16 protein-coding genes and 1 pseudogene are annotated in these 23,331 nt (G+C 36.5%); 15 read left to right on the top strand and 2 right to left on the bottom strand.

What is annotated here, in order from left to right; all coding sequences use genetic code 11:
- Positions 1–91 precede the first annotated feature (91 nt).
- On the bottom strand, positions 92–1,192 hold the full coding sequence (locus E4O07_RS08835) for an ISAs1 family transposase (RefSeq protein WP_253730556.1): 1,101 nt from the start codon (positions 1,190–1,192) through the stop codon (positions 92–94).
- Between the two features lie 42 nt (positions 1,193–1,234).
- Between E4O07_RS08835 and E4O07_RS13515 the strand changes: the two are divergent.
- The 8 genes and pseudogenes from E4O07_RS13515 to E4O07_RS08795 form a co-directional block, all read left to right on the top strand.
- Positions 1,235–1,513: pseudogene (locus tag E4O07_RS13515) on the top strand (RHS repeat-associated core domain-containing protein); the annotation flags it as partial.
- Positions 1,514–2,112: 599 nt separating this feature from the next.
- A complete protein-coding gene (locus tag E4O07_RS08825) occupies positions 2,113–2,589 on the top strand; it encodes a hypothetical protein (RefSeq protein WP_020963891.1) in 477 nt (158 codons plus the stop codon).
- A 69-nt stretch (positions 2,590–2,658) separates the two neighbouring features.
- Positions 2,659–4,059, top strand: a complete 1,401-nt coding sequence (locus tag E4O07_RS13450; protein ID WP_305879945.1) for an RHS repeat domain-containing protein — start codon at positions 2,659–2,661, stop codon at positions 4,057–4,059.
- The gene (locus tag E4O07_RS08815) at positions 4,056–4,565 is read left to right on the top strand and encodes a hypothetical protein (RefSeq protein ID WP_253685082.1); all 510 of its coding nucleotides are present in this window, start codon (positions 4,056–4,058) and stop codon (positions 4,563–4,565) included. The genes E4O07_RS13450 and E4O07_RS08815 overlap by 4 nt, the downstream gene beginning before the upstream one ends.
- A 94-nt stretch (positions 4,566–4,659) precedes the next feature.
- Positions 4,660–8,175, top strand: a complete 3,516-nt coding sequence (locus tag E4O07_RS08810) for an RHS repeat domain-containing protein (RefSeq protein ID WP_253730555.1) — start codon at positions 4,660–4,662, stop codon at positions 8,173–8,175.
- Entirely contained in the window at positions 8,168–8,443 is a 276-nt protein-coding gene (locus E4O07_RS08805) for a hypothetical protein (RefSeq protein WP_253685080.1), read from the top strand. Before E4O07_RS08810 ends, E4O07_RS08805 begins: the two co-directional genes overlap by 8 nt.
- A gap of 199 nt (positions 8,444–8,642) precedes the next feature.
- Positions 8,643–9,071: an immunity 26/phosphotriesterase HocA family protein gene (locus E4O07_RS08800; RefSeq protein WP_253685079.1), complete on the top strand. Its 429-nt coding sequence runs from the start codon at positions 8,643–8,645 to the stop codon at positions 9,069–9,071.
- Between the two features lie 25 nt (positions 9,072–9,096).
- Entirely contained in the window at positions 9,097–11,694 is a 2,598-nt protein-coding gene (locus E4O07_RS08795) for a toxin TcdB middle/N-terminal domain-containing protein (RefSeq protein WP_253685078.1), read from the top strand.
- A 62-nt stretch (positions 11,695–11,756) separates the two neighbouring features.
- Here the strand turns inward: E4O07_RS08795 and E4O07_RS08790 are convergent, their stop codons facing one another.
- Positions 11,757–12,773, bottom strand: a complete 1,017-nt coding sequence (locus E4O07_RS08790) for an IS5 family transposase (protein WP_253685071.1) — start codon at positions 12,771–12,773, stop codon at positions 11,757–11,759.
- Between the two features lie 218 nt (positions 12,774–12,991).
- Here E4O07_RS08790 and E4O07_RS08785 point away from each other — a divergent pair, with 218 nt between their 5' ends.
- The 7 genes from E4O07_RS08785 to E4O07_RS08755 all read left to right on the top strand — a co-directional run bounded on the left by E4O07_RS08785 (position 12,992) and on the right by E4O07_RS08755 (position 23,290).
- On the top strand, positions 12,992–14,671 hold the full coding sequence (locus E4O07_RS08785; RefSeq protein WP_253685076.1) for an RHS repeat-associated core domain-containing protein: 1,680 nt from the start codon (positions 12,992–12,994) through the stop codon (positions 14,669–14,671).
- 1 nt (position 14,672) lies between these two features.
- Positions 14,673–15,101: a hypothetical protein gene (locus E4O07_RS08780; RefSeq protein WP_253685075.1), complete on the top strand. Its 429-nt coding sequence runs from the start codon at positions 14,673–14,675 to the stop codon at positions 15,099–15,101.
- Between the two features lie 196 nt (positions 15,102–15,297).
- A complete protein-coding gene (locus tag E4O07_RS08775) occupies positions 15,298–17,310 on the top strand; it encodes an RHS repeat domain-containing protein (RefSeq protein WP_253685074.1) in 2,013 nt (670 codons plus the stop codon).
- Between the two features lie 33 nt (positions 17,311–17,343).
- Positions 17,344–17,679: a DUF3969 family protein gene (locus E4O07_RS08770; RefSeq protein WP_253685073.1), complete on the top strand. Its 336-nt coding sequence runs from the start codon at positions 17,344–17,346 to the stop codon at positions 17,677–17,679.
- 138 nt (positions 17,680–17,817) lie between these two features.
- Entirely contained in the window at positions 17,818–21,513 is a 3,696-nt protein-coding gene (locus tag E4O07_RS08765) for an RHS repeat domain-containing protein (protein ID WP_253685072.1), read from the top strand.
- 42 nt (positions 21,514–21,555) lie between these two features.
- On the top strand, positions 21,556–22,572 hold the full coding sequence (locus tag E4O07_RS08760; protein WP_253685071.1) for an IS5 family transposase: 1,017 nt from the start codon (positions 21,556–21,558) through the stop codon (positions 22,570–22,572).
- A 166-nt stretch (positions 22,573–22,738) separates the two neighbouring features.
- Positions 22,739–23,290: a hypothetical protein gene (locus E4O07_RS08755; RefSeq protein WP_253685070.1), complete on the top strand. Its 552-nt coding sequence runs from the start codon at positions 22,739–22,741 to the stop codon at positions 23,288–23,290.
- The last annotated feature ends 41 nt before the right edge of the window (positions 23,291–23,331 follow it).

Here is a 23,331-nt window from a genome sequence, read left to right as displayed (position 1 = left end):
CGGTTTTTCAATAAAATTATTATTTACTTTTGTTATAATTATTATTAACATAAATTATTGACATTTTTGACACGGCTTACGCATGAATTCCTTAGCTAAATAAAACATTAAACCTAAATGAATCATCAAAAGTACAAAGCATTTTCTTCCTTTTCAGAGTTTTACCATTTTGATACATTTTTATTCGATTAAAGCAAATCCTCCTTAAAATTGCTATGTTTTCAGCAGTATTTTTTTCTCGAATTTGACATTCATCGTCTCTAAATATTACATCCAGCGACCAGTGTAAAGTGTTTTCTATTGTCCAATGTGTTCTTACAGCTGTTACAAACTCATTTATATCCTCTATGCTGCTAATAAAGTAACGCTTTTCACTGTATTGTTTGCCTTTGCACCTTACAGTGCTTTTGACCATTCCAAAACTCTTTAAATTTGCCCATTTATTCTTATCTGCAAACCAGTTTATATTAGTTGAAAGAAAGTATTCTCTTTTTTCTTCTCTGCCATGCCCTATATCCAAGGTTTCAAATCTTAAAAGTGTGTTTTGAAAGTCTTTATCTTCTATAGAAAAATAATCTTTTACATCATTATACGCTGCCGGCTGATTTTCTTTTAGAGCCAATACATAATCACATTTTTTCTTTGTGATTTCTTTCGCTATTTCTTTTTGACACCCCATGGCATCTATAGTAATTATCGAGTGTTTTAGTTTTAAAAGGTTAAGGAGTTCAGGAATTGCTGTGATTTCATTCGATTTTTCAGCACATTTTATTTGTCCTAATACAACTCCCGCTTCGTGAGCGAATGCACTTACCAAATGAATACCTCTCCTTTGTTCACTTGCACTTCCACGTAATGTTTTTCCGTCAATGTGAATGTATGAACCTGTTGGAATATTAAGGGATTGTTCAATCCACGAGATAAAAAGGCTTTGAAATTGTTTGGGATTAATCATCGCAAGGACTCTTCCTATGGTGTCGTGCGAAGGAACTCCATTTTCTAACAAGAGTCCTACCTCATTTTTTAGCCAATCCTTTTTTACTTCGGCAAATTCCCCTATTTCAAATACAGTTTGAACTCCGCTACAAACAGCACACAGTGCTATTACCAATATTTCGCTGATTAGATGTTTTACTTTGCCCGACTGACGATTATCATTAAGTTCGTTAAAATATTCTTTTAATGTTTTCATACTTTAAATATCGGCTATTTTTTTTCATGCGTAAGCCGTGGGTTTACAGGCAAAGAGCTTGACGAGGAAACGGGATTATACTATTATGGAGCTAGGTATCTTGATCCGAAGTATAGTAGGTGGTTGTCAGGTGATCCTGCATTAGGGGAGTATATTCCTTCTTCGGGAACGGATCCGTCCAAACTTGCAGGAATGGGTGGCGTGTTTAACGTTGTAAACTTACACGTGTATCATTATGCGGGGAATAACCCTATTAAGTATGTGGATCCAGATGGGAGATCTACATGGATAGATCAAGATGGTCTAGTTAGAAATGTGATTAATGATGGAGATTTGAATATCTATCAATGGAGCGGGAATGGCGTTTATGAAAATATTGAAGGACCATTGTCAAAAGAGAGTGTTATTGATAATGAAAATCCATGGAAAGTAGTTGGTGAAACTCTGTTTTGGGATGCCTTTATTAGCCCCGATACTAATAAACCAGTTGGTAAATTGATCTTAGGAGAATCTATAGATGCTTATATTGATGATCTACATGCAAAAGCGGAATCATATGGAAAAGATAAGACCTTCAGATTATCTCTTCCTAATAAAGAATTTGATATAAAAACACAATACCCTGGCCATGAAGGTTTTTCATATCATGGTTTTTTATTTCACGGTAAATATGTAACATTACGAGAAGCTGGCAATATTTTAGCAGGAATGAATGCTGCTCTTTTTGGTATGGAATTTGATGATTTTCAAAAAGGTGCTGGGGCATTACATGCTAAAGGCCTTTGGGGAGTTGGTATGTATAAGGTGTTTGGAAGTGTGTATGGCCCTGCTCCTAAGTATGGAGAAAATGACTATCAGTATACGCGAAGTTTATATGGATATAATATCATCCTAAGGTCAAAATAAAAGAAGGTGGAATAATGAAAAGGATTGTTTTTTTATTTATTATAAGTGTGTTTTTATTTTTTATATTTATAGCATATTGTATATATACAAAAAATATTTTTGATTCTGCAAGACAGATAGTCTTATTTAATCATAATAAAAATATTCTTGTACTGTCTTACCAAGAACCTCTTTTATATTATGGCTCAGGAAATAAAATTTTATATATTTATAATAATTTTTATATATTGATCGGTAAATGCCGGTATGGAGAATTTCCATTAAAAATAGGAGATATAAATAATCATGATATTGAGCTTCTGATCGAAATACCGTTTTCAAGTGCTTCCTGGGGGTCATATAAAGAATATACAATTGATTTTATTAAAAAAAATAAAAAGATAGGAAAGTATGATATTAAATATAAAATTATTACTAAAGATGAAATCATATATATCAAAAATGAAGATATTACTGTATATGATTTGCGAAATGATTTATTGGAAAATTGAACATTGTTCTGAGTAATTATTTGATAAGTCAAGATATATGGATTTAAATAAATTAAAGGACTTATTTAAATGAAGATTAGTTATTTATTCAACCAACCTAACCATATCACCACTCGGACAGCGATTGTAAGGGAGCAAAAGCAATTTATACAAATTGCTTTTGCTGTACATCTTTCCGCAGCAATTTCTGCGGAAAGATACCGAAGCGATAGCGGAGCCCTGAAAAGCGCGGTGCCGATACTTGTTTACTTTTATATTATAATGATAAACAAGTATCGGCAGTCCGCTAAAAGAAAGTTATTACTAAACAGCTCCACTGACAGGACTTTTGAAAATAGGTGGAGCAGATACAAGGAGCCTAGTAAAAATAAAGCGGAGGCGTATCGGGTATACGTCGAGCATTTATTTTTGCGTAGCGACGCAGGAGATGCCCGCATATTTTCAAAAGAAATGACGCACGCTGATAATAACGGCGACACAACAGAACAAACAGAGAAAAGATACTACTACCACGCAGACCATCTGCAAAGTGCACAGTTTATAACCGATTGGAATGGTATGCAGTATGAACACATAGAGTATACCCCGTATGGAGAGCTGTGGATAGAGGAAACGGCACCCGGAATAGACAAACTGCCGTTTAGGTTTACGGGGAAGGAGCTGGATGAAGAGACGGGGTTGTACTACTATGGGGCTAGGTACTTGGATCCGAAGTATAGTAGATGGCTGTCAGGGGATCCTGCACTGAATGATTATATGGCAGGTTCTTCTGTTGGTGAGGGCGGTATATATAATACGGTAAACTTTAATGTATACCATTATGGCGGAAATAACCCGATTAAATATACTGATCCTACGGGAATGTGGGATGCTAAAAATGAATGGAATTCAGAATTTCAAAAAAAATATGAAGATTATATTTCTTTAAAAATATCTGAATATGAAAAAAATAAAAAAAGATTTACTTGTGAAGATCTGGCATTAAGTATTCTTATTGATTTTGCTTCAGAAAATTCTTTACCTCTCAATATAAAAAATAATTCTGGAACATATAATTCATCTGATAATAAATATTCTGATCCAGAAAAATATAAAAAAGATGTTTTGTCTTCAACTGCAGCACATGATTTGATGCAAAATACAGTTGCAGTTGATAAAAAAAATATTTCTCCAGGTGATTTAATTTTGATGGATACGGGAACGCCTAATGGAACAAAAGATAATAAAATGAGCCATACACAGGTAGTTACAGAAAATAAACAAGGTATATTTACTATAAAGCAGGGTAATTTTTTGAGAGGGAGTTCAAAATATGGAGCTTTTTTTTATGGGGGTACAATGATAAGTGAAAGGACTTTAGATACTAATAGAGATGTTTTTAAAGGTGCAGGCAATAATGAAGTTCCTAATGCATCAAATGCTTTTGGGATAAATTATCGAAGATGGGATTTTGGAGCATGGAAAAAATGAAAAAAATTGTGTTATTATTTGTGGTTGTACTCAGTTTTAGTTCTTGTACTGAAAGGTATCATATACTATATGATGCAATACATTATGATTTTAAATCTATTAAATCATATGAGGAATTATATCAACTGTATAAAAAATGGGGCTTCTGGGAGGCAGGCACTTATTATGTACAGTCATTTAAATACGGCACCTTTTGGACAGAGGTATTCTGTACTGTAGACTATGATTTTCTTAAACAGAAGTTATATATTGGTTTTGATAGAACTCAAAGTAGACCAATACCTGAAAAGCTAAAAAATAAAATTATTTCTACATTGGTAAAGAAATACGGCGCATATCATTTAAATGAAATTGAAGCTGCTCGTTATGTAGAAGGAGAGGGATGGGTGTTATATAAGGATATGCTACCGTGTTGGAATTTAAAAGATAGATTATTGTATTTAGATTTGCGAGACCTTGATGAACGTCATGAATTTTCTTTTGGACTAATTATTATATTTCTATAGGAAGAAATATGATATTAATTGTAGGAGAGAACAAAAAAATTGGAGATACAATTAAAAACTAGTTGATAAAACTTTTACGATAAATATAAAAACAATGAAACCAAAACCTTACATTTATCCACATTCTAACTATCTCATCTTTCGGACAGCGATTGAAAGGGAGCAAAAGCAATTTATCAAAATTGCTTTTGCTGTACATCTTTCCGCAGTAATTTCTGCGGAAAGATACCGAAGCGACAGCGGAGCCCTGAAAAGCACGGTGCTGACACTTGTGTACTTTTATATAATTATGATAATACACAAGTGTCAGCAGTCCGCCGCTCAAAGGTACTTAAATAAAAAACTATCGCGATCTAAAATTCCCTCTGACAGGACTTTTGAAAATAGACCGATAAAAAAGGTACATCCTTGTACCTTTTTTATCTCAGAGTTTTGCATACGCAAAACTCTCAAAGCTAAAACCACCGCCATCCGTGGCGGGGAAAGGGTATATGTCGAGCTCATTTTGCGTAGCGACGCAGGAGATGCCCGCATATTTTCAAAAGAGGTTATGAAAACCATAGTAATTCACGACGGCTTAGGAAGAATAAGCTATACAGCAAAAGAAGGGGAAGTGTACATCGACGGAACAGCCGATTCTACCCAAACAGGCTGGAATATTTCAAGTGCAATAAACTATGATGAAGCAGGACGAAAGATAGAAGAAGGAATGCCCTTCTTTTACGGAGGAGATTTAGAACAAGAACTATCAAGTAAAAACTCTTATCAAGCCCTTGAAGCGTTTTACGAACTAAATAATTTTACAACGATAAGAAACGGAACAAAATACGAGTATGACGATATAGACAGGAACATCTTAACTACACTTCCTGACGGACACAAACAAAAAACGGAGTATTCAATAGAAAGCTCTTTACAAATAACAAAAACAACCGACCCATTGGAAAACGTAAGCATAAGTAAAAAAGATGCAAGAGGAAACATACGGGAAGTAGAACGCTTAGATAAAAACAATACTATATTAACCAAAGCACGATACGAATACTCCGTCCTCGGAGAAATGCTTAGAGCATATGACGCAAAGAATAATCTTTTATCGGTAAGTTATGACTTGCTTGGAAGAAGAACCGCATTAGAAAGCAAAGACACCGGCAAAAAAGAATGGATTTACGATGAGAAAGGAAGGCTGCAAGCAGAAACGGATTCGGTATTAAAAAACAAGGCTGCCGAAATAAGATACGAGTATGACGGCTTTGACCGCATACTAAAAACAGACTATCCTTTTAGCCATGACATAGAATATAAATACGGAGCGCCGGGACAAAATGGAGCGGGGCAAATAGTCTACAAAAAAGATGAAACGGGAGAAACGCACTATACTTACGGAAACTTAAACGAGGTAGTAAGCGAAACAAGAACCATAAACCGCTACGGAGCGGGAACTAATCCTGAAACTGCAAGCTTTGAATACCGCTCGGACTATCTTGGGCGAATGCAGAGTATGAAATACCCTGACGGAGAAACCATAACCTACACCTATGATAAAGGCGGACAGTTAAAGGGAGTGAGCGGCGTAAAAACCTCGTCAAAGGGAACGGCTGAATACTCTTACGTAGATAAAATCCTATATGACGAACACGCGCAAAGGGTATATATAAAGTATGGAAACGGCGTAGAAACAAGATATAAGTACGATGAAAAGCGAAGATGGCTTGACTCGATAGAAACAAAAAACGTACAAACCCAAGATGTCTTTCAAAAAATAAAATATAACTTTGATGCAGTTGGAAATGTCCTCGGTTATAATAATGACGCAAGCACGTATGAAACAAGTCAGAGTTACACATACGACAACTTGTACCAACTGATAAGCGTAGAAGGAACGAGCAACCAATACAAGGGTAAAAAAAGCTCTGGAACAACACCTGTAAGCATTGCAAAGTACAGACAAACCTTTGCCTTTGATGGCATAGGCAACATGAAAGAAAAGCTAAGCACCACAAACATACCCGGTGCCCAAGGAAACTCCTATCCCAAAGCTGAACTTGACTACTTGCTTCAATACGAGTATGACCCTGCCTATGCACACCGCCTAATAAGAGCAGGCAACCGATACTACCGCTATGACGCAAACGGAAATATAACGGCAGAAAAAGATGGGCCATTCACAGATGAAGAAGAGTTTGTATTTACATACTCATACTTTGAAAATGAAGACGTATACGGTGCCGACTACGGATTTGGTCTTGACGCACCTAAAGAAACCGAGCAAACAAACCCTCAAGACCTATTTGCTTATCGAAGAAACTACACATGGAACGAGCGAAACCTCTTAACCAAATCAAGCGACAGAAACTACACAGTACACTACCGCTACGGCGAAGACGGCCAAAGAGCTTTAAAATACACTGACGAGGGAAGAAGCGAAACGCTATACTTTAATAACTTTTTCACGATACACATACCGACACAAGACCAAAACAACCCGCAAGGCTTACGAGTGCACAAACACATCTTTGTGGGAAATTCAAGATTAGTAACTGCAATGACGCACACGGATAACAATGGAGACAACGAAGAACAAAAAGCAAAGCGGTATTACTACCACAGTGATCACCTTGGCAGTGCGCAATTCGTAACCGACTGGAAAGGTAAACAATACGAACATATAGAATACACACCTTATGGAGAGTTATGGATTGAAGAAGTAGCAGCAGGATTGGATAAATTACCGTTTAGGTTCACAGGCAAGGAACTTGACGAAGAAACAAGTTTATACTACTATGGAGCAAGGTACTTGGATCCGAAGTATAGTCGGTGGTTAAGCGGGGATCCTGCATTAAACGATTACATACCAAAGGCTCCCATTGATGACGAAGCGAAGAAACACAACGAGAATTTGCCGGGAATGGGAGGGGTGTTTAATACCGTCAATCTGCATGTGTATCACTATGCGGGAAATAATCCGGTTAAGTATGTGGATCCGGATGGACGGGATATAATCAATTTTATTAAAGGATGGTTTAATTATAATCTAAATAAAGCAATTTATTCAATGAATCGATTAGATTATCCATTAAATCCTCAATTTGAAATGGCAAATGAGGTTTTAGCTAAAATTGATCAAATGGTAAAGAGCGGATATAGCATATATATTGAAACGCTGCAATTTGCAAGTGAAAATTCTGGAACTGCTACATTGCTCTTCCTAGCTATTGGACAGCCTGAATTGGCGGCAATTACGGGAACTATTGGTACTGCTGCTGATATACTGCTGAGCTTTGATAATCTTTCTAATGGTAATTATATTGAGGGTGCTAAAGGTTTTGCAGTAGTAATTTTATCTTCATTAGCTGGTAGTGGCATTAAGAAAGGGTGTGAAAAATTAGGTAGTCTAATTAGTATTTCTGTGGGCAAAAACGGCTTGTATTATATGAAAGGGCGGCGGGGTGCATTAAAAACAATTGATGGACTAAGAAAGCAATTATACAAAGATTTTGTAGAAGGATATTTTGGTGAAAAAATGGCTCCAGGAGCTGCTTCACAGATGGCTGATTATGTTATGAAAGAAATATTAAAATTTGAAAGAGAGGAAACTTTGAATGAATAGACATATCGCCCGAGTTTGTTTTTATATTGCTTTAATAGCATGTTTGATTTTAATCGTATTATGTATGATTGAATATAGAGACTCGGCTATTTTATATTATTTATTGGGTACTATTATGGGAGGCTGTATGTTTCCTAGTTTCTATTTGGATTTTCAAGATGACCGTGATAATGATAAGATATTACCTTCTACTATTAAAGGATTAGTTGCAGCTATTCTTATTTTTTTGATTTGTTTTTTTATGTTAATTAAAACATTGTTTGGATGAATCCTAAAAAAGTATTGATATATTATTTATTTAAATGACAAATTGAAGTTTAAGAAATTATTTCAATACCTGTATATAAAATTAAAACTAGGTGATAAAAACTGTTGAGGTACATCTGGTAACGCTATTAATGGTATTAGTCAGAATAATCCCAATCGATTATATTATATAAATCAAGCAAATAAGGAGTTTTAAAACTATGGCAAAGAGACAAAGAGAAAAACTTGGAAATATTTATGCAATACCATTACCAGATGGAACATTTGCATTTGGGAGATTGCATAGAGAGCGATTGGCTACAGCAAAAGCAAGAGCTAATGATATGTATGATATACCTGATTTTAAAAATATAGATTTTTATGTAGGAGTATATAAAGATGTTTTATCCGATGGTGTATGGCCGAAAGTAGGAAACATTCCTTTTGACAATGACGGAGATGCTTGGACCCCACAAACTTTTATTGAAGATATTCTTAAACCTGGGAATTTTGAAATTTATTATAAAGGAAAAATAAGGAAAGCAACAAAGGATGAATGTCTTGGACTAGAAGTAACTGCTGTTTGGGACAGGGAGCATGTTGTCGATAGGTTGATGGGGATAAATACTTGGACGAAAATATGTAAATAATATTGTTGCATAGATAGATACTTAGATGGATAAATTATTGCAGGGTAAAAATTACACAGTTGGAAATTCTAATCGGACAGCGATTGAAGCGAAAATCCTTTTTGCGGTTTGTGTAATCAAAAAGCAAGCTCTGACCGGAGGGAAGAGCCTTGCCTGTGAAGACAAGTGCAGCAAAAAGATTGGAGCGAAAAGCGCGATGCTCAATTTTGTTTTCTTCGTAATGCTAAAAAACAAAATTGAGCAGTCCGCCAAAATAAAGTTATTACTAAACAGCCCCACTGACAGGACTTTTGAAAATAGGCGGAGCAGATACAAGGAGCCTGGTAAAAATAAAGCGGAGGCGTATCGGGTATACGTCGAGCATTTATTTTTGCGTAGCGACGCAGGAGATGCCCGCATATTTTCAAAAGAACAAGAGTATACTACCCATTACACTTACGAAGACGGCTATTATAACAGAGCCGAAAAAGAATTCTACGGCTTTAAAACCGTAAAAAGTAAAAACGCAATAGGCACTGTAACTGAAACGGAATATTATATCGACTCTTACTACCGTAAAGGCATGGTAAAACGCGAAACGGTAAAGAACGGAAGCACCATCTACTCAATAAAAGAATACGAGGTAGACACAGCTCCCCATGCGAGAATAAAAAAAGAAGTAAACACAATACGAGAAAACTACAACGAAATAAAAACCGAAAGCGAATACGAGTACGACAAATACGGAAACGTTACAAAACTTTACGATAAGGGAGAGGTAACAAACACAAATGATGATATCATAGCGGAAATAACATATTGGAAGGGGGCGAGTGAAGAGAAATACTTTAAAGCACACCCTGAGAAAATACAAGTCTTACACGGAAAGACCGGAACGCTCTTACGAAAAAGAGAAGGAAGCTATGATGCAAGAACCGGCGCCTTAACCGAACTAAAACAATACACAACGCAGTCGGCGTATCTATTACACCGCATAGAATGGACGGCTGAAGGGAACATAAAAGCGCTAACAGGCCCGACCGGAAAGCGAAGTGAATACAAATACCTTGATGGTATCTACCCGATTGAAATAAAAGAGATAAGCTCGAAAGGGGATAAGGCTTATATAAGCACAATAGAATGGGACAGCGTCTTAGGCGTAAAGCTAAAAGAAACCGATGCCGCAAACAACACCATGAGCTATAAATATGACAACTTTGGACGGGTAACAGAGGTGAGAAGCCCCTACGACACAAGTGAAACTCCTTACGCAAAATACACATACATTACTCCATCATCTTCCTTTTGGTACACCGTAACCGAAAACAAAATAAGCACCGAAGCAAAAGACAGCGCCGTAATGAAAACCATAGTAATTCACGATGGGTTAGGAAGAATAAGCTACACAGCAAAAGAGGGGGAAGTGTACATCGACGGAACCGCTGACCAAACCCAAACGGGCTGGAACATCTCAAGTACAATACACTATGATAAAGCCGGACGCAAGACGGAAGAAGGAATGCCCTTCTTTTACGGAGGGAACTTAGAACAAGAACTGGTAAATAAAAATTCTTATGAAGCCCTTGAAGCGTTTTATGAGCTTAACGATTTTACAACGATAAGAAACGGAACAAAATATGAGTATGACGACATAGACAGGAACATCTTAACTACACTTCCTGACGGACACAAACAAAAAACGGAGTATTCGATAGAAAGCTCTTTACAAATAACAAAAACAACCGACCCATTGGAAAACGTAAGCATAAGTAAAAAAGATGCAAGAGGAAACATACGGGAAGTAGAACGCTTAGATAAAAACAATACTATATTAACCAAAGCACGATACGAATACTCCGTCCTCGGAGAAATGCTTAGAGCATATGACGCAAAGAATAATCTTTTATCGGTAAGTTATGACTTGCTTGGAAGAAGAACCGCATTAGAAAGCAAAGACACCGGCAAAAAAGAATGGATTTACGATGAGAAAGGAAGGCTGCAAGCAGAAACGGATTCGGTATTAAAAAACAAGGCTGCCGAAATAAGATACGAGTATGACGGCTTTGACCGCATACTAAAAACAGACTATCCTTTTAGCCATGACATAGAATATAAATACGGAGCGCCGGGACAAAATGGAGCGGGGCAAATAGTCTACAAAAAAGATGAAACGGGAGAAACGCACTATACTTACGGAAACTTAAACGAGGTAGTAAGCGAAACAAGAACCATAAACCGCTACGGAGCGGGAACTAATCCTGAAACTGCAAGCTTTGAATACCGCTCGGACTATCTTGGGCGAATGCAGAGTATGAAATACCCTGACGGAGAAACCATAACCTACACCTATGATAAAGGCGGACAGTTAAAGGGAGTGAGCGGCGTAAAAACCTCGTCAAAGGGAACGGCTGAATACTCTTACGTAGATAAAATCCTATATGACGAACACGCACAGCGAGTGTATATAAAGTACGGAAACGGAGTAGAAACAAGATACAGGTACGACGAAAAGCGGCGTTGGCTAGATACAATAGAAACAAAGAATAACCAAACCCAAGACATCTTTCAGGGCACCTCTAAAAACCTATTTTTTAGTGTACCTATTTATTATTTTAGTAGCTTTTTTATAAATTGTCTAGTGTAAAACTTGGATTCTTTATCTTAGTTCCCTTACTTTTCATTTTATTACCTATATGCTCCCTCATTTTATTTCTTTAGATAGCAATATCGACATAAGTTGTATGTTAAGTTCATCATTATTATCGAAAATGTTGCACGAGCTAATCCTATCGTTCTTACATATATACCTTTCATTGAGTTTGTCATAAAGCCAAATACATGTTCTACTCTCGCCCGTATTTTTGATTTTTTTCTGTTACTGATTTTTTGTTTTTTACTAAGAGGTTTCCCTCTTGCTCCTCTTTCACAAATTTGCTCTTCTATTCCTTTCGCTTTTAAAATCCTGTCTATTTCTTCTCCTATATAGGCACTATCTGCGTATAATCTTTCATCTTCTTTTTCAATCAAATTTTTTAACTCTCTACTATCATGAACATTGGCTGCTGTTACCGTCGCTTTCAATATAAGCTTACTTTTTTTATCTACTTTTATATGATCTTTATAACCGTAATAATTACGTTTATGCTTCTTTGTCCACCTCGCATCACAGTCTTTTTGCGATAATTTTGCCTTATTTTGTTTTTCTTGCCATTGTTCAGGAATTTTTCCGTTTTTGATTTGTTCATTTTCATCTTTGCTGTTATGCTGTATCGGAGCTTCTACTATTGTCGCATCTATTATCGTTCCCTCTTTTCCTATTAAGTTATTTCTAGCTAATTCTTTTCCAAACTTTTCAAATAACTTTTTTGATACTCTCGCTTCAATGAGTTTTTCTTTAAAAAGCCATATTGTTTTTGAATCGGGTACTTTATCTTTTAATTCCAATCCTAAAAATCTCATAAAGGATAGCCGATCGTTTATTTGATATTCCGTTTGATCATCACTTATGTTGTATAATTTTTGTAAGATTATTATTTTAAACATCAGTACATAATCGTATGCAGGTCTTCCGCCTAAACCTTTTGGCTCTTTGGTTAATGCTTTTTTTAATAGTGGTTTGAATATTTCCCAATTTATTTTTTCGTTTAATTTTTCAAGACTATCTCCTAACTTGCTTAATACTCTTAAACGATCTTCTTCATCAAATAATCCTTTTTGTTTCATACCTCATTTTATCATCTTTTTAATCTTTTTTAAAGGGGGTTTTTAGAGGTGCCCTTCAAAAAATAAAGTACTCATTCGACCCTGTAGGAAACGTCCTAGGCTATAATAATGACGCAAGTACTTACGAAACAAAACAAACATACTCTTACGATAACCTGTACCAGCTTATAAGCGTAGAAGGAACAAGCAACCAATACAAGGGTAAAAAGAGCTTCGGTATGACACCGGTAAGTATTGCAAAATATAAACAAACATTCAGCTTTGACGCCATAGGCAACATGAGGAATAAGGTAAGTACCACAAACATACCCGGTGCCCAAGGAAACTCCTATCCCAAAGCTGAGCTTGATTATAGTTTAAATTACGAGTATGACCCTGCCTACGCACACAGGTTAATAAGAGCCGGAAACCGCTACTATCGATACGATGCGAACGGCAATATCACAGCCGAAAAAGACGGACCTTTTACTGATGAAGAAGAGTTTGCATTTACATACTCATACTTTGAAAATGAAGACGTCTACGGCACCGATTACGGCTTCGGCCTTGACGCCCCAAAAGAAACGGAACAATCAAACCCGCAAGACCTATTTGCTTACAGACGTAACTACACATGGAATGAGAGAAATTTACTCACAAAATCAAGTGACCGCAACTTTACCGTGCACTACCGCTATGGAGACGACGGGCAAAGAGCCTTAAAATACACCGATGAGGGCCGAAGCGAAACGCTTTACTTTAATAATTTCTTTACGATACATATCCCGACACAAGACCAAAATAACCCGCAAGGCTTGCGGGTGCATAAACACATATTTGTAGGAAACTCAAGATTAGTAACCGCCATGACCCATACGGATAACCAAGGCGACAACGACGAACAAAAGGCAAAGCGTTACTATTACCACAGTGACCATTTGGGAAGTGCACAATTCGTAACCGACTGGAAATGTAGGCAGTATGAACATATAGAGTATACGCCCTACGGCGAATTGTGGATAGAAGAAGTTGCCGCAGGATTAGACAAACTGCCGTTCAGATTTACAGGAAAGGAGCTGGATGAAGAGACTGGACTGTATTATTATGGAGCAAGGTACTTGGATCCGAAGTATAGTAGGTGGCTGTCAGGAGACCCGGCGTTAAATGATTATATGGCTGGTTCTTCTGTAGGAGAGGGCGGTATATATAATACTGTAAACTTTAATGTATACCATTACGGCGGAAATAACCCGATTAAATATGTAGATCCTACCGGAATGTGGATTAATAATGGAGATGGAACCTACACTGCAGAAAAAGGGGATACATTATATGGTTTGTATGGAGATGATTGGAAAGAAAAATCCGGTTTTGATAGAGACCCTCGTACGCTACAACCAGGTGAAGTTGTTGGGAAGAAAACTGAAAATATATTTAATACTTCAAATTCTGCTATTTCTACTGTTCAAGCTTTTTTTGATGGTGCAGCGGGGGCTTGTTTTGCTTTTGGAGCTCCTTCATGGACAAGTCCATATGCTGGAATTGGAAATAGCTTTGGTCTGCCTGAATATGTCGTTACCCAAATTCCTATGAGGACATTGCCTGATCCTAAATTTGTTAAATGGGGAAATACATTTAAAGATATAAGTAAAAAACTAATTGTAGCATCAGTTGTATTAGGAATAGGAGATTCGATATATACTGGTATTAGTAAAAAGAGTTTTCTCGCCGCTGGAAAAAGATTTATTCGAAATGCAGCTTCAACAGCCTCTGGGTTTATAGCAGGCGGATTAGTTTCTATAGGCATTACGGCTCTGTCAGGTGGAGTTGGAACTGTGCCAGGGACTATTGCAGGAACTGTAGTTGGTACTACTACTAGTTATTATGTTGATTATAAGTTTAAAGGTTGGGGATGGTAAAATGAAAAAAGTAATACTATATCCTAAAATATACGGATTGATTGTAACATTAACTGAAATCACTATAGGATGTGCATTTATATGTAATTTTCAATTAACTTCCATAAAAGACAGGATAATCATAACTTGTCTTTTATTATTGCTGATATTGAATTTTGGTATTTTTTATAAAATAGATTGTGATAGTTTCTACTATTGTTTTTTTTCGATTTCTGTAAAGGTTCCTTATACAGAAATATATAAGGTAGAATATTATATGTTAGGTGTATATTTAATTTTTGCAACAAATAAAAGATTGTTTTTACTTATTTTACCATTTGAAAAGAGAAAAATTTTTATGATACTTGATTATATCATAAAAAAAAATAAGCAATGCGAAATTTGTGATATAAAAGATTATGAAAATTATAGTTTAAAAAACATGAAGTAGTATTGGTGGTAAAATTGTAAAACATAATAAATACGGTAATTGGATTGAAGAAAATTTTTTTTCTGATGGAGTTTTGTTCTCTACCACATATCGAGAGATTGAATATTGGGAATAATATAATTTGATCTATTTGTTTATGTCTTAATTATAAAATTAGTTTTATTTTATAGACATTACTAGTATTGAGATGTGATATATGAAAACTAAAAAAATATATTTTTCACAGCCCAACCATCTCCCTCGGACAGCGATTGAAGCAAAAATCCTTTTTGCGGTTTGTGTAATCAAAAAGCAAGCTCTGACCGGAGGGAAGAGCCTTGCCTGTGAAGATAAATGCGGCAAAAAGATTGGAGCGAAAAGCGCGGTGCTGCATTTTGTTTTCTTTATGATAATAATAAACAAAATGCAGCAGTCCGCCAAAAGAAAGTTATTATTAAATAAAAACAGCTTATCAGAGGTTTTTCCGCTTACGTTAGGAAGCGGAAAAACAATGGCTTTTGAAAATAGGCGAGGTAAGTATAAGGAGTTAGGCAAAAAAGTACCGCAGGCGTATCGGGTATACGTCGAGGACACTTTTTTGCCGTGCGACGCAGTAATTGCCCGCATATTTTCAAAAGAAGGCAACATGAAAGAAAAGCTAAGCACCACAAACATACCCGGTGCACAAGGAAACTCCTATCCCAAGGCTGAACTTGATTATAGCTTAGATTACGAATACGACCCTGCCTACGCACACCGCCTAATAAGAGCAGGTAACCGTTATTACCGCTATGACGCAAACGGTAATATCACAGCCGAAAAAGACGGACCTTTTACAGATGAAGAAGAGTTTGTATTTACATACTCATACTTTGAAGAACAAGATGTTTATGGTGCCGACTACGGCTTCGGGCTTGACGCACCAAAAGAAACCGAGCAAACAAACCCGCAAGACCTATTTGCCTACAGGCGTAACTACACATGGAACGAGCGCAACCTCTTAACAAAATCAAGCGACAGAAACTACACAGTCCACTACCGCTACGGCGAAGACGGACAGAGGGCTCTTAAATACACCGATGAGGGCCGAAGCGAAACGCTTTACTTCAATAATTTCTTTACGATACACATACCAACACAAGACCAAAACAACCCGCAAGGCTTACGAGTGCACAAACACATCTTTGTGGGTAACAGCCGCCTTGTAACAGCGATGACACATACGGATAATCATGGAGATAACGACGAACAAAAGGCAAAGAGATACTACTACCACAGTGATCACCTTGGTAGTACACAATTCGTAACCGACTGGCGAGGTAAACAATATGAACACATAGAGTACACGCCGTATGGCGAACTCTGGATTGAAGAAGTCGCTGCGGGGTTGGACAAGTTACCTTTCCGCTTCACGGGTAAGGAGCTTGACGAGGAGACAGGTTTATACTACTATGGAGCGAGGTATCTTGACCCGAAGTATAGTAGGTGGCTGAGTGGCGATCCGGCGTTAAATGATTATATTTCCAAAGATTATGATGGAGCTTCTGGGGGCATTTATAATACAGTTAATCTAAATGTATATCACTATAGTGGAAATAATCCGATCAGATATTCAGACCCCGACGGAAAAGATTGGCTTGACTGGGTTCAAGGAGGTCTTGATGCTATAGGTCTTATTCCCGGCGTTGGAGAATTCGCTGATGGAATAAACGGTGTTATCTCTTTAGGTCGTGGAGATTATGTAAGTGCTGGACTTAGCTTTGCATCTATGATACCTATCATTGGTGATGCCGTTGGTAAAGGCGGTAAAGCAACTAAACAACTTGTCAAGCACAGTGATGAAATTGTTGGTCTTACAAAGCAAGTTGTTAAGAATAGTGATAATATAGCGGCTGGTATTTCAAAAGCTATAAACAGAGTTGACGATGTTTATGATGTTACGAAGGCTGTTACAAAATCTGACAATACAATAAAAAATATTTATAAATCAATAAAAGATGCTCCAAAATATCCTAAAGGATTTCAAGCAATTCGAGGTCAAACACTGGTGAATAAAGTAAATAACGGTAAGTTACTAGATAACTTACGCAAAGTTGAACCAGGTAACTGGAAAAAGGTATTTAAGAATGGTTATGATAAGGCAGGAAATAAAATTTCTATACATTACTTTGAAAGTGAATCCAAAAAAGTTTTCGATGTAAAAGTTATAGATGGATGGAGCACGAGATAATTAAGTAATTTATGCTTAAGGAGACTTATAAAAATGAAAATAACAGAAATAACTAATGAAAAGTATGATGAGAAAATGTTTTTAGTTATTATACTAGGAACACTTGAAGCTGTCATTAACAAAAAGATAACCATAAATGAAGTTAATTCCATCCTCCCAGTGGGTATGCATAAAAAATATAAATTTAATAAGAAAATAAATGATTTGTTAATAGAGTGTCATTACATAGAAGATTTTGAATCGCTACTTCCTAATGAATTGGAATCTCAATTACATGAATTAAAAGAACAAACCTTATTGCTGTTATCCGAATATAATGAGTATTCTAATGTGCGTTGGCTAACTATGGGTATTCAAGATGGATTTTAATAATAAGAAAAGGGATGTAAAAAATGATTCTGTAAAATAAATTGTGTAACCGATTGAAATATGATATTATATGAGAAAAAAAGCTTAGAGGTAAAATTAAGAACTAATTGATAAACAGTTCACATAAAAGAAAAAACTATGAAAGTAAAACTTAGCATTTATTTACAACCCAACTATCTCACTCGGGCAGCGATTGCAAGGGAGCAAAAGCAATTTATAAAAATTGCTTTTGCTGTACATCTTTCCGCAGTAATTTCTGCGGAAAGATACCGAAGCGATAGCGTAGCCCTGAAAAGCGCGGTGCTGACACTTGTGTACTTTTACATAATTATGATAGTGCACAAGTGTCAGCAGTCCGCCAAAAGAAAGTTATTATTAAATAAAAACAACTTATCGGAGGTTTTTCCGCTTACGGTAGGAAGCGGAAAAACAATGGCTTTTGAAAATAGACATGTTGGATGCAAGGAGAGAGAAAAAATTAACCGCAGGCGTATCTTTGATACGTTGAGGATTAATTTTTTTGAAGCGACGCAGCAGACGGCGTGTATATTTTCAAAAGAAACTATAAAAAACGGAAATAAAGTATACTCAATAAAAGAATACGAGATAGACACAGCTCCCCATGCGAGAATAAAAAAAGAAGTAAACACAATACGAGAAAACTACAACGAAATAAAAACCGAAAGCGAATACGAGTACGATAAATACGGGAACGTTACAAAACTTTACGATAAGGGAGAGGTAACAAACACAAACGATGATATCATAGCAGAAATAACATATTGGAAAGGCGGAAGAGAAGAAGCGTACTTTAAAGCCCACCCCGAAAAAATACATGTCCTGCACGGAAAGACGGGAACTCTTTTGCGTAAAAGGGAGGGTGCATACGACAGCAGAACAGGAGCCTTAACGGAATTAAAACAATACACGTCGCATGGAGCATATCTTGTAAACCGCATAGAATGGACAGAGGACGGAAACATAAAGGCAATAACAAGCCCGACAGGTAAAAGAGCCGAATACAAATACCTTGACGGCATATATCCTATCGAAATAAAAGAGATAAGCTCTAAAGGAGATAAATCTTACACGAGCACAATAGAATGGAATACAGCCTTAGGGGTAAAGGTAGAAGAAACAGACAGTGCAGGAAACTTCATGACCTACAGTTACGACAACTTTGGACGGGTAACAGAGGTGAGAAGCCCCTACGACTTTGAAAGAGACAAAGACACCGAAAAAATCATCGGACCAGGAAAAACTCCTTATGCAAAATACACATACATTACTCCAAAAGATTCCTTTTGGTACACCGTAACCGAAAACAAAATAAGCACGGAAGCCGACGATACGGCGGTTATGAAAACAATAGTACTCCATGACGGTCTGGGAAGAATAAGCTACACAGCAAAAGAAGGAGAAGTGTACGTAGACGGAACCGATGAGCAAACACAAACAGGCTGGAATATTTCAAGTGCAATAAACTATGATGAAGCAGGGCGAAAGATTGAAGAAGGAATGCCCTTCTTTTACGGAGGAAACTTAGAAAGCGATTTAAAAACCGTCTCATCGTATCAGGCGATAGAACAGTTTTATGAACTAAATAATTTTACAACGATAAGAAACGGAACAAAATATGAGTATGACGATATTGACAGAAACATCTTAACTACACTTCCTGACGGACATAAACAAAAAACGGAATACTCTATAGATTCTTCTTTACAAATAACAAAAACAACCGACCCATTGGAAAACGTAAGCATAAGCAAAAAAGATGCACGGGGAAATATAAAAGAAGTAGAACGCTTAGATAAAAACAATAGCCTCCTCACAAAGGCAAAATACGAATACTCTGTATTAGGAGAAATGCTGCGAGCATACAACGCAAAGGATAACCTTTTATCGGTAAGTTATGACTTACTTGGAAGAAGAACCGCATTAGAAAGCAAAGACACCGGCAAAAAAGAATGGATTTACGATGAGAAAGGAAGGCTTCAAGCGGAAACGGATTCGGTATTAAAAAACAAAGCTGCCGAAATACGGTATGAATACGACGGACTAGACAGAATAATAAAAATAGACTATCCTTTTAGCCAAGACATAGAATATAAATACGGAGCGCCGGGACAAAATGGAGCCGGGCAAGTAATCTACAAAAAAGATGAGACGGGAGAGACACATTACAAGTACGGCGAATTAAACGAGATAATAAAAGAGAGTAGAACAATAAACCGCTACGGAGCGGGAACTAATCCTGAAACAGCCTCTTTTGAATACCGCTCGGACTACCTTGGAAGAATGCAAAGCATGAAGTACCCCGACGGAGAAACCATAACCTACACCTATGATAAAGGCGGACAGTTAAAGGGAGTGAGCGGCGTAAAAACCTCGTCAAAGGGAACGGTTGAATACTCTTACGTAGATAAAATCATTTATGACGAACACGCGCAAAGAGTTTACATACGCTACGGAAACGGAGTAGAAACAAGATACAAATACGATGAGAAGCGGCGTTGGTTAGATACAATAGAAACAAAGAATAACCAAACTCAAGACGTCTTTCAAAAAATAAAGTACTCATTCGACCCTGTAGGAAACGTCCTAGGCTATAATAATGATGCAAGTACTTATGAAACAAAACAAACATACTCTTACGATAATCTTTACCAGCTTATAAGCGTAGAGGGTACAAGTAACCAATACAAGGCTAAAAAAAGCTCTGGAACAACACCTGTAAGCATTGCAAAATATAAACAAACCTTTGCCTTTGATGGCATAGGAAACATGAAAGAAAAATTAAGCACCACAAACATACCCGGCTCTCAAGGGAACTCGTATCCCAAAGCTGAACTTGATTACAACCTCGACTACGAGTACGACCCGGCTTATGCCCATCGTTTAATAAGAGCCGGAACCCGCTATTACCGCTATGACGCAAACGGCAATATCACAGCCGAAAAAGACGGACCTTTTACAGATGAAGAAGAGTTTGTATTTACATACTCATACTTTGAAGAACAAGATGTTTATGGTGCCGACTACGGCTTCGGGCTTGACGCTCCTAAAGAAACCGAGCAAACAAACCCGCAAGACCTATTTGCCTACAGGCGTAACTACACATGGAACGAGCGTAACCTCTTAACTAAATCGAGCGACAGAAACTACACAGTCCACTACCGCTACGGAGACGATGGGCAAAGAGCGCTTAAATACACAGACGAGGGGCGAAGCGAAACGCTTTACTTTAATAACTTCTTTACAATACACATCCCCACCCAAGACCAAAACAACCCTCAAGGGTTAAGGGTGCATAAACACATCTTTGTAGGGAATTCAAGATTAGTAACCGCCATGACCCATACGGATAATCAAGGCGATAACGACGAACAAAAAGCAAAGCGTTACTACTACCACAGCGATCATTTAGGAAGCGCACAATTCGTAACAGATTGGAAAGGCAGACAATATGAGCATATTGAATACACGCCGTATGGTGAACTTTGGGTTGAGGAAGTTGCAGCAGGGTTGGATAAGTTACCGTTTAGGTTTACCGGTAAAGAACTGGATGAAGAGACAGGGCTTTACTACTATGGAGCGAGGTATCTTGATCCGAAGTATAGTAGGTGGTTGAGTGGGGATCCGGCACTAAACGACTACATACCAAAGGCTCCTATTGATGATGAAGCTAAGAAACATAACGAGAATTTGCCGGGAATGGGCGGGGTGTTTAATACCATCAATTTGCATGTGTACCATTATGCGGGGAATAATCCGATTAAGTATATTGATCCGGATGGGAAAACGCCTAAATCATATAAAGGGCACCTCTAAAAACCCCCTTTAAAAAAGATTAAAAAGATGATAAAATGAGGTATGAAACAAAAAGGATTATTTGATGAAGAAGATCGTTTAAGAGTATTAAGCAAGTTAGGAGATAGTCTTGAAAAATTAAACGAAAAAATAAATTGGGAAATATTCAAACCACTATTAAAAAAAGCATTAACCAAAGAGCCAAAAGGTTTAGGCGGAAGACCTGCATACGATTATGTACTGATGTTTAAAATAATAATCTTACAAAAATTATACAACATAAGTGATGATCAAACGGAATATCAAATAAACGATCGGCTATCCTTTATGAGATTTTTAGGATTGGAATTAAAAGATAAAGTACCCGATTCAAAAACAATATGGCTTTTTAAAGAAAAACTCATTGAAGCGAGAGTATCAAAAAAGTTATTTGAAAAGTTTGGAAAAGAATTAGCTAGAAATAACTTAATAGGAAAAGAGGGAACGATAATAGATGCGACAATAGTAGAAGCTCCGATACAGCATAACAGCAAAGATGAAAATGAACAAATCAAAAACGGAAAAATTCCTGAACAATGGCAAGAAAAACAAAATAAGGCAAAATTATCGCAAAAAGACTGTGATGCGAGGTGGACAAAGAAGCATAAACGTAATTATTACGGTTATAAAGATCATATAAAAGTAGATAAAAAAAGTAAGCTTATATTGAAAGCGACGGTAACAGCAGCCAATGTTCATGATAGTAGAGAGTTAAAAAATTTGATTGAAAAAGAAGATGAAAGATTATACGCAGATAGTGCCTATATAGGAGAAGAAATAGACAGGATTTTAAAAGCGAAAGGAATAGAAGAGCAAATTTGTGAAAGAGGAGCAAGAGGGAAACCTCTTAGTAAAAAACAAAAAATCAGTAACAGAAAAAAATCAAAAATACGGGCGAGAGTAGAACATGTATTTGGCTTTATGACAAACTCAATGAAAGGTATATATGTAAGAACGATAGGATTAGCTCGTGCAACATTTTCGATAATAATGATGAACTTAACATACAACTTATGTCGATATTGCTATCTAAAGAAATAAAATGAGGGAGCATATAGGTAATAAAATGAAAAGTAAGGGAACTAAGATAAAGAATCCAAGTTTTACACTAGACAATTTATAAAAAAGCTACTAAAATAATAAATAGGTACACTAAAAAATAGGTTTTTAGAGGTGCCCTAAAGTATCAGATAATAGATATATTTATATGTCTTCACTATCAGTTATTGAAGGAAGTTTTGAAGCTGCATATGGATTTATACCATTTGGTTCTTTTATTCCTAAAGGCATAAATTATATATTTGGATTTAAAACAATTAATTCAAATGACGGTATAGAAAAATTAAAAAATATAGGTTCTCATCTTATTGATTTAACTTCTATAGCTGGAAGTTCAAAAACTGTAGCTGATTTTTTGGGAAGCAATGCAAAATTTCTAAAAGTAGCGGGAAAAGTACTTGGTGCTATTTCAATGATATTAACAGCTTACGATATATATTCTCAACTATCCGATAATAATGGGATAGGTATGGAAAAAATAATAGACAGATTAGTTGGTGGAGAACTTACCTCTAATAGTCATGAAAATGTTTCGGCATTATATAAATTTGCAAAATTTCGGATGACAGAATTAACAGAAAAAGGAGATGTAGAATTTACTACTGCATGGGATGGAAGTTTAACATCATATTCATGGAATGATAAAGCAATAAAGGAATTAAAAGAAGAGATTAGGTTTATAAAAAAATTAATTGAATGAGGTAAATGATGATTGAGCAAATATTCTTTTTTTTATTCTTA

This window comes from Treponema sp. OMZ 798 (genome assembly GCF_024181385.1).
Lineage (GTDB): Bacteria > Spirochaetota > Spirochaetia > Treponematales > Treponemataceae > Treponema_B.
This window is presented reverse-complemented; position numbering and strand designations above follow the sequence as displayed.